This is a genomic window from Pseudomonas sp. TMW22090, assembly GCF_022496665.1.
GTDB classification, from domain to species: domain Bacteria; phylum Pseudomonadota; class Gammaproteobacteria; order Pseudomonadales; family Pseudomonadaceae; genus Aquipseudomonas; species Aquipseudomonas gregormendelii.
In genome coordinates this window covers 552,518-566,393 of the sequence record NZ_SCFH01000003.1, presented here as the reverse complement: position 1 = coordinate 566,393, position 13,876 = coordinate 552,518, and the positions used below count along the sequence as shown (strand labels likewise).

At 56.7% G+C, this 13,876-nt stretch carries 13 protein-coding genes; 10 read left to right on the top strand and 3 right to left on the bottom strand.

Features of this window, described 5'->3' with window-relative positions; all coding sequences use genetic code 11:
* Nucleotides 1-507 precede the first annotated feature (507 nt).
* The 5 genes from rpmH (at nt 508) to mnmE (ending at nt 4,436) form a co-directional block, all read left to right on the top strand.
* Nucleotides 508-642 carry a 50S ribosomal protein L34 gene (gene rpmH, locus EQV97_RS11880; RefSeq protein ID WP_003213577.1) on the top strand — a complete coding sequence of 45 codons (135 nt, stop codon included), beginning with the start codon at nt 508-510 and terminating at the stop codon, nt 640-642.
* A gap of 16 nt (nt 643-658) precedes the next feature.
* Entirely contained in the window at nt 659-1,060 is a 402-nt protein-coding gene (gene rnpA / locus EQV97_RS11875; RefSeq protein ID WP_045061255.1) for a ribonuclease P protein component, read from the top strand.
* Nucleotides 1,053-1,298, top strand: a complete 246-nt coding sequence (gene yidD / locus EQV97_RS11870) for a membrane protein insertion efficiency factor YidD (protein WP_052966011.1) — start codon at nt 1,053-1,055, stop codon at nt 1,296-1,298. Before rnpA ends, yidD begins: the two co-directional genes overlap by 8 nt.
* 2 nt (nt 1,299-1,300) lie before the next feature.
* Complete coding sequence (yidC, locus tag EQV97_RS11865; protein WP_122840916.1) at nt 1,301-2,986, top strand: membrane protein insertase YidC; 1,686 nt, start codon at nt 1,301-1,303, stop codon at nt 2,984-2,986.
* A gap of 79 nt (nt 2,987-3,065) precedes the next feature.
* Nucleotides 3,066-4,436, top strand: coding sequence for a tRNA uridine-5-carboxymethylaminomethyl(34) synthesis GTPase MnmE (gene mnmE / locus EQV97_RS11860; RefSeq protein ID WP_122840917.1), 1,371 nt, complete (start codon nt 3,066-3,068; stop codon nt 4,434-4,436).
* 48 nt (nt 4,437-4,484) lie between these two features.
* Here the strand turns inward: mnmE and EQV97_RS11855 are convergent, their stop codons facing one another.
* From EQV97_RS11855 to EQV97_RS11845, 3 genes are all read right to left on the bottom strand, one after another.
* Nucleotides 4,485-6,917 (bottom strand): TonB-dependent siderophore receptor, encoded by a 2,433-nt coding sequence (locus EQV97_RS11855; protein WP_240888971.1) that lies wholly within the window; start codon nt 6,915-6,917, stop codon nt 4,485-4,487.
* A 109-nt stretch (nt 6,918-7,026) separates the two neighbouring features.
* Nucleotides 7,027-7,974: a FecR domain-containing protein gene (locus EQV97_RS11850; RefSeq protein ID WP_240888970.1), complete on the bottom strand. Its 948-nt coding sequence runs from the start codon at nt 7,972-7,974 to the stop codon at nt 7,027-7,029.
* Nucleotides 7,974-8,480, bottom strand: coding sequence for a sigma-70 family RNA polymerase sigma factor (locus EQV97_RS11845; protein ID WP_240888969.1), 507 nt, complete (start codon nt 8,478-8,480; stop codon nt 7,974-7,976). Before EQV97_RS11845 ends, EQV97_RS11850 begins: the two co-directional genes overlap by 1 nt.
* Nucleotides 8,481-9,074: 594 nt before the next feature.
* Between EQV97_RS11845 and mnmG the strand changes: the two genes are divergently transcribed.
* The 5 genes from mnmG (at nt 9,075) to EQV97_RS11820 (ending at nt 13,868) form a co-directional block, all read left to right on the top strand.
* The gene (gene mnmG, locus EQV97_RS11840) at nt 9,075-10,973 is read left to right on the top strand and encodes a tRNA uridine-5-carboxymethylaminomethyl(34) synthesis enzyme MnmG (protein WP_225568936.1); all 1,899 of its coding nucleotides are present in this window, start codon (nt 9,075-9,077) and stop codon (nt 10,971-10,973) included.
* Nucleotides 10,970-11,614 carry a 16S rRNA (guanine(527)-N(7))-methyltransferase RsmG gene (gene rsmG, locus EQV97_RS11835; RefSeq protein ID WP_205891785.1) on the top strand — a complete coding sequence of 215 codons (645 nt, stop codon included), beginning with the start codon at nt 10,970-10,972 and terminating at the stop codon, nt 11,612-11,614. The genes mnmG and rsmG overlap by 4 nt, the downstream gene beginning before the upstream one ends.
* A gap of 18 nt (nt 11,615-11,632) precedes the next feature.
* A complete protein-coding gene (locus tag EQV97_RS11830; RefSeq protein WP_007934331.1) occupies nt 11,633-12,430 on the top strand; it encodes a ParA family protein in 798 nt (265 codons plus the stop codon).
* 9 nt (nt 12,431-12,439) lie between these two features.
* On the top strand, nt 12,440-13,312 hold the full coding sequence (locus tag EQV97_RS11825) for a ParB/RepB/Spo0J family partition protein (RefSeq protein WP_045061243.1): 873 nt from the start codon (nt 12,440-12,442) through the stop codon (nt 13,310-13,312).
* 148 nt (nt 13,313-13,460) lie between these two features.
* Nucleotides 13,461-13,868, top strand: a complete 408-nt coding sequence (locus tag EQV97_RS11820) for a F0F1 ATP synthase subunit I (RefSeq protein ID WP_010465473.1) — start codon at nt 13,461-13,463, stop codon at nt 13,866-13,868.
* Nucleotides 13,869-13,876: the final 8 nt, after the last annotated feature.

The following is a 13,876-nucleotide window of genomic DNA, read 5'->3' as shown; positions in this document are numbered from 1 at the left end:
GCGCCGACTTATCCACACGAAGGTTGTTCATCCACCAAGAAGAATCAACGCTTTATAGGGAAAAAAGGCGACCAATGGTCTGTGCATAAGCTCTGTGGATAACCGGGGTTAAGGTCATTGCACAAGTAGGGGGGAAACTCGGTGGATAACCTACCTGTGGATAAACATGCCTTTCACCCACAGCTTATCCGACAGCGCAGCACAGGCTGACCACCGTTTACCACGGTAGTTGTCATTCTCTGTACACCGCGTTTTACCTGGCCCCAAGGCAGTTATCCACAGCAAAGTGCCTGCCTAGCTTTTATAAGCTTTACAAAAAAGCTTTAAATACTTTCCTTCTTTATTTCTATATCTACAGGTTGGTCAGGCACCGGGAATCGCCAGCAGATCTATTTATAAGGAAACGCTGGTTGGAAATTGACCTAGAGGCTTGCTTTCTCTAGAATCCCCGGTCTCTTAAAACGGGGGCCATTCCGGCCCGTTGTGGACGAACCAGGTAACACGACAATGAAACGTACTTTCCAACCAAGCACTATCAAACGCGCTCGTACCCACGGTTTCCGTGCTCGCATGGCTACCAAAAACGGTCGCGCCGTCCTGTCGCGTCGTCGCGCCAAAGGTCGTGCGCGTCTGGCAGTTTGATAATCCGGCACTGGAGGTGAGTCAGGACTTCAGTCGGGAGAAGCGTTTGCTTACCCCCCGGCATTTCAAGGCAGTCTTTGACTCCCCTACCGGCAAGGTTCCGGGGAAAAATCTCCTGCTCCTTGCGCGCAATAACGATCTTGATCACCCCCGTCTCGGGCTGGTTATCGGGAAAAAGAGCGTAAAGCTCTCCGTCGAGCGCAATCGCCTCAAACGTCTGATGCGCGAATCGTTCCGTCTGCACCAGGAATCACTGGTCGGTTGGGACATTGTTATCGTCGCGCGCAAAGGTTTGGGTGACGTAGAAAACCCCGAATTGATTCAGCATTTCGGCAAACTCTGGAAGCGTCTGGCACGCAGCACGCCAGTACCAGCAGTCAAAACCGAAACTGTAGGGGTAGACAGTCCCGATGCGTAAACTGGCACTCGTTCCGATCCAGTTTTATCGCTATGCCATTAGTCCCCTGATGGCCAGTCACTGTCGCTTCTACCCCAGTTGTTCCTGCTACGCGTATGAAGCCATAGAAAATCATGGCCTTCTGCGCGGTGGCTGGCTGACCTTTCGTCGTTTAGGTCGCTGTCATCCGTGGAATCCCGGTGGTTATGACCCGGTTCCATCTATCCCTACCTCCCGTTCTTCTTCGATGGCCGAGTAATCATGGATATCAAACGCACGATCCTGATCGTCGCCCTGGCAATCGTGGCCTACGTTATGGTCCTTAAATGGAACCAGGACTACGGTCAAACTGCCCTGCCGACTCAGAATGTTGCTTCCAGTACTACCGCACCGGGCCTACCGGATACGGCGACTGGCAATAATGCTTCTGTCAGTGACGACATTCCGCGCGCCCCAAGCGATACCAGTGCAACTGCTCCTGCTGAAACTCCGGTAGCGGCAAGCAAAGACCTCATCCGCATCAAAACGGATGTGCTCGACCTGGCAGTCGATCCACAGGGTGGTGACGTTGCCCAACTGACACTGCCGCTGTATCCACGTCGCCAGGACCATCCGGAAATTCCGTTCCAGTTGTTCGACAACGGCAATGAGCGCACTTATCTGGCTCAAAGTGGTTTGATCGGCACCAACGGTCCGGACGCGAACCCGGCCGGTCGTCCGGTTTACTCCTCGGAGAAGAAGGTTTACCAGCTGGCTGATGGCCAGGACCAAATGGTCGTGGACCTGAAGTTCAGCAAGGACGGCGTCAATTACATCAAGCGTTTCACCGTGAAACGTGGCCTGTATGACGTAACCGTTTCGTATCTGATCGACAACGAGAGCGCTCAACCCTGGTCTGGCGCGATGTTTGCCCAACTCAAGCGTGACGCCAGCGGTGACCCATCCTCGACTACGGCCACCGGTACTGCCACTTATCTGGGCGCTGCCCTGTGGACAAGTAACGAGCCGTACAAGAAAGTGTCCATGAAAGACATGGACAAGGCCCAGCTGAAGGAAACAGTCAGCGGTGGTTGGGTTGCCTGGTTGCAGCATTACTTCGTAACAGCTTGGATTCCGGCGAAAGGCGAAAACAACGTCGTTCAGACCCGTAAAGACAGCAAAGGCAACTACATCATCGGCTTCACCGGTCCGGCAATTACTGTCGCGCCAGGTGCCAAAGCTGAAACCAGTGCGGTTCTCTACGCAGGTCCGAAAAGCCAGGCTGTGCTGAAAGAGTTGTCCCCAGGCCTGGAACTGACCGTCGACTACGGCATCCTGTGGTTCATTGCCCAGCCGATTTTCTGGCTGTTGCAACATATCCACGCGTTGGTCGGTAACTGGGGCTGGTCGATTATCTTCCTGACCATGCTGATCAAGGGGATCTTCTTTCCACTGTCGGCTGCCAGCTACAAATCCATGGCACGTATGCGTGCAGTGGCACCGAAACTGGCCGCGCTGAAAGAGCAACATGGCGACGACCGGCAGAAAATGTCGCAAGCCATGATGGAGCTGTACAAGAAAGAGAAGATCAATCCGCTGGGTGGTTGCTTGCCAATCCTCGTGCAGATGCCGGTTTTCCTTTCCCTGTATTGGGTTCTGCTGGAAAGCGTGGAAATGCGCCAGGCGCCGTTCATGCTGTGGATTACTGACCTGTCCATCAAGGATCCGTTCTTCATTCTGCCGATCATCATGGGCGCAACCATGTTCATCCAGCAGCAGTTGAACCCGACTCCACCGGATCCGATGCAGGCCAAGGTGATGAAGCTGATGCCAATCATCTTCACCTTCTTCTTCCTGTGGTTCCCGGCTGGTCTGGTGCTGTATTGGGTAGTCAACAACTGCCTGTCCATCGCCCAACAGTGGTACATCACGCGTAAAGTCGAAGCGGCTACTAAAGCAGCAGCCTGATTTACACTGTGGATAACCACTCAGAACGCCCCCTAGTGGGGCGTTTTGCTATCTGTCATTTTTGTCTGGATATCGGTTTATGAGCGTTCCTCGTGAAACCATCGCCGCTGTCGCAACTGCACAAGGTCGCGGTGGCGTGGGCATCGTGCGCATTTCGGGGCCACTGGCCAGTGTTGCTGCCAAAGCCTTCAGCGGCCGCGAACTGAAACCCCGATATGCCCATTACGGACCTTTCCTCGACGGCAACGAAGAGGTGCTGGACCAGGGACTGGCCCTGTATTTCCCGGGCCCGAATTCGTTCACCGGCGAGGATGTGCTGGAACTTCAGGGCCACGGCGGCCCGGTCGTCCTGGACATGTTGCTCAAGCGCTGCCTGGAACTGGGGTGTCGTCTGGCTCGCCCGGGCGAGTTCAGCGAACGGGCATTCCTCAACGACAAACTCGATCTGGCCCAGGCCGAAGCTATCGCTGACCTGATCGAAGCCAGTTCCGCACAGGCAGCGCGAAATGCGCTGCGTTCCCTGCAGGGAGCTTTTTCCCAGCGGGTGCATAACCTTACCGAGCAGTTGATTGGCCTGCGGATCTACGTTGAAGCGGCCATCGACTTCCCGGAGGAGGAAATCGACTTCCTCGCCGATGGCCATGTCCTGAGCATGCTCGACAAAGTGCGAGACGAGTTATCCACAGTACTGCGTGAGGCCGGGCAGGGTGCCTTGCTGCGCGACGGCATGACCGTAGTCATTGCCGGTCGACCGAATGCCGGTAAATCCAGCCTGCTGAATGCCCTGGCGGGTCGCGAGGCTGCGATTGTCACCGAGATTGCCGGTACTACCCGGGACATTCTTCGCGAACATATCCACATCGATGGCATGCCGCTTCATGTAGTCGATACGGCCGGTCTGCGGGATACCGATGATCATGTGGAGAAAATCGGAGTGGAAAGGGCGTTGAAGGCCATTAGCGAAGCGGATCGGGTGCTGCTGGTAGTCGATGCCACCGCGCCGGAAGCGCTTGATCCGTTTGCCTTATGGCCCGAATTCCTCGAAGTGCGCCCGGACCCGGCCAAGGTCACATTGATCCGCAACAAGGCTGACCTGACAGGCGAAGCCATTGCACTGGAAGTCAGCGAGGATGGCCATGTCACTATCAGCCTGAGTGCCAAGTCCGCCGGCGCCGGCCTGGAACTGCTGCGAGATCACCTCAAGGCGTGCATGGGCTACGAGCAAACTTCTGAAAGCAGCTTCAGTGCCCGTCGACGCCACCTTGAGGCGTTACGCCATGCCAGCGCATCCCTCGAGCACGGTCGCGCGCAGCTGACACTGGCAGGTGCCGGGGAGTTGCTGGCCGAGGATCTGCGCCAGGCGCAGCACTCCCTGGGAGAAATCACCGGTGCGTTCAGCTCCGATGATTTACTGGGGCGGATATTTTCGAGTTTTTGTATAGGCAAGTAAAAAAAGGGCTGGGGATAGGTTATCCACAGCCCTTTTTCTGACTGTTACTTACCAGTTATAGGTAATCGAGCCCAGTAACGTTCGGCTTTCGCCCCAATAGCACCGCCCCGCATCATTACACCCAGCCACATACTCCTTGTCGAAGACGTTCTTTGCATTCACGTCGACCGTCCAGTTGCGATCAATCTGATAACCCACGGCCGCATCCACCAGGGTGACATCACCCGCATCCAGCTTTCCGTACAGGGACGGCGCCGTGTAGGCGAACGCGCTGTCGAAGTACCGCACACCGCCACCTGCATATAGCCCCTTGAGGCTGCCTTCGAGGAAGCGATACTTGGCCCAAACCGACGCCTGATTGCGCGGAACCCCCGTCATCTGGTGATCCTTCACCAGCGAAGTGGCGGAGTCCTTGGTGATGCGTGCATCGGTGTAGGTGTAGGCCGCCGTCACATTCAGATTTGGCGTCAGGTTGCTGTTGAGTTCCAGCTCCACGCCTTTGGCACGGCTTTCACCCACTTGGCGATAGGTGGAAGTGGTTGCGTCGAAGTAGGTGTCGTCTTTCTTGCGCAAGTCATACACCGAGGCGGTGAAGGCCGTGTCCCAGCCGATGGGTTCGTATTTCAGACCCACTTCATACTGGCTGCTGGTGATCGGGTCCAAGGGTGCACCCGAGTTGGAGATCTGCTGCACGGGCACAAACGCAGTGGAATAGCTGACGTACGGCGTCAGGCCGTTGTCGAACTGGTACATCACGCCGCCCTGGTAGGTGAACTTCCTGTCCTCAGAACTGATATTGCTGGCCGAGGCTACTTTGTCGCGGAAATCGCTGTCCACCCAGTCCTGACGACCTCCCAACAAGAAAAGCCAGTGATCGTACTTGCTCTGGATCTGCGCATAGGCACCTTGCATTTGCTGTTCCAGCAAAGTGTTCTGCACCGCGATGGGGGTCAACGGATCGCGCAGGTAAACCGGGTTATATATGTCGATTGGCCCGACGAAGCCTGCATTCCAGTCCTGATTGAAGGAAGTGCGATCAAAGCTGCCGCCAAACAGTACGGTGTTTTCCAGGCCGCCCACCTCGAACTTGCCTTCCAGCTGGTTATCCAGCGAATACACCATCGACTTGTTGAAGCGGTCATAGGCAGTCACGTTCAGGCGGGTACCAAAGCCTGCATTATTCAGATTGCCGGGCCAGGTTTCGTGACGGGTGATCCTGGACTGCATGTAGCGCGAGTTCTGCCGAAACTGCCAGTCGTCATTGAAGCTGTGGGTAAATTCATATCCGGTGCTCCACGTTTCCCTTTCGAAGGTGTTCCAGTCCGGGTCGCCGAGCATGGTGTCCTTGGATAACTTGCCATTGGGATTGTTCAGTAAGGTACCTGCGGCAGGCAGACCGAGCTCCATGTTGGTGTGATCCTTCTGGTAGTTGGCCAGCAGGGTCAAGGTGTTGTAGTCATCGAAGTTGAGGGTCAAGGAGGGGGCGATGTAGATCCGATCATCTGGCACGTGATCAGTCTGGGTGTCGGCATTGCGTCCCAGCATTACCATCCGGCCGAGAATGTTGCCGCTGTCATTGAGCGCACCGGACACGTCGACACCCAATTGGCGACGATTGTTGGAACCGTAGCCCAACTGCACCTCGCCCTGGGGGGCGGCAGTCGGGCGTTTGCTCACGATGTTGACCAGGCCACCAGGGGCGTTTTCGCCATAAAGCAATGAGGAAGGACCGCGAAAAATCTCTACCCGCTCCAGCCCGTACGGTTCGGTGCTGGTGTCGTACCGATTGCCTTGCACCCGCAAGCCATCTCGCAACAGACCATATCCATAGTCGGTAGCGTTAAAACCACGGATGAAAAACAGGTCGCCGGCGAGGCTATCGCCCGCGGCAAAGGGCGGCGCAAAAATGCCGGGGACGTAACCCAGCACATCGGTAAGGGTCTGGGATTTTTGATCCCTGATCCGCTGACTGGTGACCACCGACACCGAGCGCGGGGTTTCAGACAGCGGTGTGCTGGTCTTGGTCCCGACTCGACTATTTTTTGCGTTGTAGCCAACGTCTGCCGAGTAGTCGAGGCTCATTTGACCAGGTTGCGCGGCATTGATATTGGTGGCGCCCAGGACCAGGGGCCCATTCTCTGGTACTGGCTGGAGTGTGTAGCTGCCGGGAGCACTCGGCACCGCCTGCAACCCAGAGCCTTCGAGTAACACCTGGAAACCCTCATCGATCGAGTAGTTACCTGCCACCCCCCCGGTTCGCAACCGAGCGGTCTGCTGCGGCGAGAACGACAGGATCACATTGGCCGCCGCCGCGAACTGACTCAGCGCTCCATCCAGTGGTCCCGCGTCAATGGTAAAGCGTTGAGAAGAACTGGCTGCCATTGCGTGGGGTGTCAGCAGGCAACCTGCAGCACTGGTCATCAATAAACCGTAGGCGAGGCAGTGGTGGGAAAAACGCTTGCGGAACGTAGGAAGACGCATGAGTGGATGAGCCCTGAAGGTGGCGAAAAGCCGCGTGAGTCGCGATTACCTGTAGGGCCGTGTCAGGATAAAAAAAGATAACCCTGTCGCTACCTATTTTTCTCCAGGCTCAGCCAGCGTGACCGACCGACACCCAGTAACGGGTGAAATAGCGCACGCTAATGGGCAAGGAGGCTTGCAGATTGGCCAGCACAGCGTCGGTAGCGTCCAGTCGAAAAGTCCCGGAAACCCGCAACTTCGCAGCCCCCTCATCACAGTGGATAACGCCCGGCCGATATCGAGCCAGTTCCCCCAGCACCTCACCCAGCGGGGTATCCAATACGATGAGCTGGCCGTTGATCCAGGCTGCTTGCGATGACCTATAAGGGTGAATGGCACCTAAGCGGTCACTGCGCAAATCGATGCCTTCTCCTGCCTGGAGTATTCGCGAACCAGTGGAAGCCCTGGTTGGTCGCACGTTCACCCGGTCCTCCAATACACCAACACGTGTCGAGCCTGAAAATTGCTGCACCGAAAAACGTGTGCCCAACGCCTGTATCCGACCATCGCGGGTTTCGACGATGAAGGGCCGTTGGTCGCCGAGCTTGCCAGTGCTTACAAGAATTTCCCCGGAGCGCAATCGAATCAACCGTTGCTGATCATCGAACAGCACATCCACTGCGGTCTGGGTGTTCAGGTGCAACTGAGTACCATCGGCCAGCTCGATTTCCCGGCGTTGACCCACCTTGGTTGAGTAATCCGCCCAGACGTTACCCAGCGTCGTGTATTTCTGAGCGTTCCAACCGACATAGCCGGTGCCGGCGCCTAACAGCAAGAGTTTGAGCATCTGCCGACGATTTTGGCCAGGAGTCAGGGCGCGTCTAGCCAGATCCCTGGGCATTGTCCCCAAGTGCCTTTGCATTTGCTCCAGGTGGTTCCACGCGGCGAGGTGCGCTGGATTGCTGTCCACCCACCGCTGCCAGGCTTGTTGCTGTGCTGGCGTAGGCGGTTCGGCCTGGAACTGCACGTACCAGCCTGCAGCCGCTTCGAACACTTGACGATCCGGCGCCGTAGCCATCACAGGCCTGCCATGATCAAGGAACATTCAGTAAGAGCACGGACCATGTGTTTCTTCACTGTTGTCAGCGACACTTTGAGCTCTGCTGCAATCTGTTGATAAGTCAGCCCCTCGATCTGCGACAGCATAAAGATTCGCTGCGTGCGTATTCCCAGGCTGGCCAGGGCTTTATCCACAGCTATCAGGGTTTCGATAATGAGCGCCTTGTCCTCCTCACTGATGACCATAATTTCGGGCCTGGCTGCCAATGTTTCCAGGTAGGCCAGCTCGATAGCGCGTCGACGATAACGGTCAATCACCAACCCTCTGGCTACCGTTGCCAGATAGTCTCGGGGTTCGCGAATGTGCATGGCACTACGTGAGCCCAGGATGCGCACAAAGGTGTCATGTGCGACATCCGCGGCATCGCACGCATCATGCAGCTTGCCCTTGAGCCATCCATACAACCAGGAATGGTGCTGCTCGTAGATGTGCTGAACGGCTGCCGTATGGGTGGGTAGGGACATAAGGGCATCAGGCTGGTTAATGATAATGGCTATTATTAGCTTCCACTGCGCCGTCCCACAATAGTGATCACCACGCAAAGCTCCCCCTTCAAATTTACTTTTTTCAATCGCTCGCGCCCGGCGGGAAGGTGTCTGGGGGGAGTTTTTTTTGCCGTCATTTCTAGAAAACTTCAAAAAACTGTGGATTAAGCCCTGTGAATAACTGCCACTAAGGGCAGTTGATAACAGGGTCTGAAAACTGAATATAACTGCCCCTGTGGATAACCACCCCTTTCATCCACAGGCTTAAACCGGTTATCCAAGGGCCTCATTGGCACATGGACACAGGGTTTTGAATCTCTGTACACATTGAATAATATGGCCTGTAGCGTTTTATCCACAGAAACATGCCTCAGTAGAAATAAACATAAAAACAAAGATTTAATAAATTTCTCTCTTTTTAATTTCTATAACCCTGACTTCTCCACAGCTGGTTAAATTTTGTGCAAAGGGTTCTTTAGAAACGGCGAAGTCCCTATACTTGTCGACCAGGTCCAGAAACCTGAGCTCAAACTATTCCTGATTACCCAACTGAAAGCAGGCACGAGGTGCGTGGTGGATTTCCCTTCCCGTTTTGAAGTGATCGTCATCGGCGGCGGTCATGCCGGTACCGAGGCAGCACTGGCCTCAGCACGTATGGGGGCAAAAACCCTGTTGCTGACGCATAACGTGGAAACCCTCGGAGCCATGAGCTGCAATCCCGCTATTGGCGGCATTGGCAAAAGTCACCTGGTCAAGGAAATTGACGCCCTGGGCGGCGCGATGGCCATGGCTACTGACAAAGGCGGCATTCAGTTTCGCGTGTTGAACAGCCGCAAAGGCCCGGCCGTGCGTGCAACTCGCGCTCAAGCCGATCGGGTTCTGTACAAGGCAGCTGTCCGCGAAATCCTGGAAAACCAGCCGAACCTGTGGATATTTCAACAAGCGGCCGATGACGTCATCGTCGAGCAGGATCAGGTGCGAGGTGTCGTTACCCAAATGGGCCTGCGCTTTCTGGCAGATTCGGTGGTACTGACCACCGGCACCTTCCTGGGTGGACTTATCCACATCGGCATGCAGAATTTTTCCGGCGGTCGTGCCGGTGATCCGCCCTCAATCGCCCTGGCTCAACGTCTGCGTGAGTTGCCGCTGCGGGTGGGACGCCTGAAAACCGGAACGCCGCCGCGCATCGACAGCCGCTCAGTCGATTTTTCGAAGATGACCGAGCAAGCCGGCGATACCCCGATTCCGGTGATGTCGTTCATGGGCTCCAAGGAGCAGCACCCGCGGCAGGTGAGCTGCTGGATTACCCATACCAACGCCCGCACCCACGAAATCATTGCCGCCAACCTTGATCGGTCGCCGATGTACTCGGCCGCCGGGATGATCGAGGGCATCGGGCCGCGTTATTGCCCATCGATCGAAGACAAGATCCATCGCTTTGCCGACAAGGAAAGCCATCAGGTATTCATCGAACCTGAAGGTTTGACCACCAACGAGCTGTATCCCAACGGGATTTCCACTTCGTTGCCGTTCGACGTGCAATTACAAATCGTGCAGTCGATCCGCGGCATGGAAAACGCGCACATTGTTCGCCCGGGTTATGCGATCGAATACGACTATTTCGATCCCCGCGACCTGAAGTACAGCCTGGAAACCAAAGTAATCGCCGGCCTGTTTTTTGCCGGGCAAATCAACGGCACCACCGGTTACGAAGAAGCCGGCGCCCAGGGTTTGCTGGCCGGAGCCAACGCTGCACTGCGTGCACAAGGCAAAGATGCCTGGTGCCCGCGTCGCGACGAGGCGTACATTGGAGTACTGGTCGACGACCTGATTACCCTGGGTACTCAGGAACCGTACCGGATGTTTACCTCCCGTGCGGAGTACCGCCTGATCCTGCGCGAAGACAACGCCGACCTGCGCCTGACCGAAAAAGGTCGCGAGCTGGGACTGGTGGACGACGCCCGCTGGGCGGCGTTCTGCACCAAACGCGAAAGCATTGCGCTGGAAGAACAACGTTTGAAAAGTACCTGGGTACGCCCGGGTACCGAGCAGGGCGATGCCATTTCCGAGAAATTCGGCACCCCGCTGACTCACGAATACAATTTGCTCAACCTGCTGAGCCGTCCGGAAATCGACTACGCTGGCCTGATCGCCGTGACCGGTGGGGGTGCAGAAGATCCACAGGTTGCCGAGCAGGTCGAGATCAAGACCAAGTACGCCGGCTACATCGACCGGCAGCAGGACGAAATTGCTCGTCTGCGGGCCAGCGAAGACACCAAATTGCCTGTGGATATCGATTACACGAATATCTCCGGTCTCTCCAAGGAGATCCAGAGCAAACTCGGTGCGACCCGTCCTGAGACACTTGGCCAGGCGTCACGTATTCCCGGCGTTACCCCGGCAGCCATTTCGCTGTTGATGATTCATTTGAAAAAACGCGGCGCGGGCCGTCAGTTGGAGCAAAGCGCTTGAGTTCGTTGGTCACCTCGCAACATGCCGAAGAGTTATCCACAGGTGCGCGCCAGCTCGGTGTCACACTGACCGAGACCCAGCACGCACAGCTGCTGGGTTATCTCGCCCTGTTGATCAAATGGAACAAGGCCTACAACCTGACCGCCGTCCGAGATCCGGATGAAATGGTTTCCCGCCACCTGCTCGACAGTTTGAGCGTGATGTCTTTCGTCCAAGACGGTCGCTGGCTCGACGTCGGCAGCGGCGGCGGGATGCCCGGCATCCCGTTGGCCATCCTGTTTCCGCAGTCGCAAGTGACCTGCCTCGACAGCAACGGCAAGAAAACCCGGTTCCTGACCCAGGTCAAACTCGAGCTGAAACTGGACAACCTGCAAGTTATCCACAGTCGCGTCGAAGCCTTCCAGCCTGCCGAGCCATTCAACGGGATCATCTCCCGGGCTTTCAGCAGCATGGAAAACTTCAGCAACTGGACTCGCCACCTCGGCGACAGCAACACACGTTGGCTGGCAATGAAGGGCGTTCATCCGGCCGATGAGCTGGTAGCATTGCCGGCAGACTTCCACCTCGATAGCGAACACGCCCTGGCCGTACCTGGTTGCCAAGGCCAACGCCATCTGCTGATACTGCGCCGCACGGCATGATTGGGAACAAAAGCAAGAATGGCTAAGGTATTCGCGATTGCGAACCAGAAAGGTGGTGTGGGTAAAACCACCACCTGCATTAACCTCGCAGCATCCCTGGTCGCTACCAAGCGTCGGGTGCTGTTGATCGATCTAGATCCACAGGGCAACGCCACCATGGGTAGCGGTGTGGACAAGCACGGCCTGGAAAATTCGGTCTACGACCTGTTGATCGGTGAGTGTGACCTGGCTCAGGCCATGCACTACTCCGAGCACGGTGGTTACCAACTGCTGCCGGCCAACCGTGACCTGACTGCGGCCGAAGTGGTTCTGCTGGAAATGCAGATGAAGGAGAGTCGTCTGCGCAGCGCGCTGGCGCCTATCCGCGAGAACTACGATTACATTTTGATCGACTGCCCACCTTCGCTGTCGATGCTCACGCTCAACGCCCTGGTTGCCGCTGACGGGGTAATTATCCCCATGCAGTGTGAATATTTCGCACTCGAAGGCCTGAGCGACCTTGTGGATAACATCAAGCGCATCGCCGAGCTGCTTAATCCGAACCTGAAGGTCGAAGGCCTGCTGCGGACCATGTACGACCCGCGACTGAGCCTGATGAACGACGTGTCGGCGCAGCTCAAGGAGCATTTTGGCGATCAGCTCTACGACACCGTCATTCCGCGCAACATCCGCTTGGCTGAAGCGCCGAGTTACGGCATGCCGGCGCTGGCGTACGACAAATCATCGCGGGGCGCCATTGCCTACCTGGCTTTGGCGGGCGAGATGGTTCGTCGCCAACGCAAAAATTCACGTACAGCCGCTGCTCAGGCAACTTAAGGAATCCCCATGGCCGTCAAGAAACGAGGTCTCGGACGTGGACTGGATGCACTGCTGAGCGGTCCTACCGTCAGTTCGCTGGAAGAGCAGGCGGTCCAGGCTGATCAGCGCGAACTGCAGCACCTGCCGCTGGACCTGATCCAGCGGGGCAAGTATCAGCCGCGCCGGGACATGGATCCCCAGGCGCTGGAGGAGCTGGCGCAGTCCATCAAGGCCCAGGGCGTGATGCAACCGATTGTGGTTCGTCCAATCGGCGGCGGGCGTTTTGAAATCATTGCCGGCGAGCGTCGTTGGCGTGCGAGCCAGCAGGCTGGCCAGGAAACGATCCCCGCAATGGTGCGTGACGTGCCGGACGAGACTGCGATCGCCATGGCGCTGATCGAGAACATCCAGCGCGAAGACCTGAATCCAGTCGAGGAGGCGGTGGCCCTGCAGCGTTTGCAGCAGGAATTCCAGCTGACCCAGCAGCAGGTGGCAGAAGCGGTGGGTAAATCCCGCGTGACCGTAGCCAACCTGCTACGCTTGATCGCGTTGCCCGAAGTAATCAAGACCATGCTGTCCCATGGGGATCTGGAAATGGGCCACGCTCGTGCGTTGCTCGGTTTACCGGAGAATCAGCAGGTTGAAGGGGCGCGACATGTTGTCGCACGGGGGCTGACCGTGCGCCAAACCGAGGCACTGGTTCGGCAGTGGTTGAACGGCAAACCGGAGCCTGTTGAACCGGCTAAACCAGACCCGGATATCGCCAGGCTCGAGCAGCGCCTGGCCGAGCGCCTGGGCTCTGCGGTGCAGATCAGGCACGGAAAGAAGGGCAAGGGCCAGTTGGTGATTGGCTACAACTCCCTGGATGAGCTCCAGGGTGTCCTTGCACACATTCGCTGAAACATTTCCTCATGTAGCGAGCAGTCGGAAATCACTACCTGACAGTTGAATAGGGGCTGAACCGCCCCTATACTCTGCGCGCATTTTGTCGGCACAAATTATGCCAAGTTATTGAATTCTGGCAGCCGACCATTGGAGAGCAAAAGTGATGGAAAGCCGCACGCCAAACCGCTTGCCGTTCCATCGCCTGGCAGTTTTTCCGGTGTTAATGGCTCAATTTGTCGTTTTGCTGATCGCCGCTTTGGCGCTCTGGCAATGGCACGGGGTCGTTGCCGGGTACTCGGGACTTTGCGGAGGCCTGATAGCCTTGCTGCCCAATGTTTATTTCGCTCACAGGGCATTTCGGTTTTCCGGCGCCCGAGCAGCCCAAGCCATCGTCCGGTCTTTTTATGCCGGTGAGGCGGGCAAACTGATTTTGACGGCAGTGCTCTTTGCATTGACGTTTGCAGGTGTGAAGCCATTGGCGCCGCTAGCTGTATTTGGCGTCTTCGTGTTGACCCAACTGGTCAGCTGGTTCGCGCCCCTGCTGATGAGAACAAGACTTTCGAGACCTTAGGGCGTTTG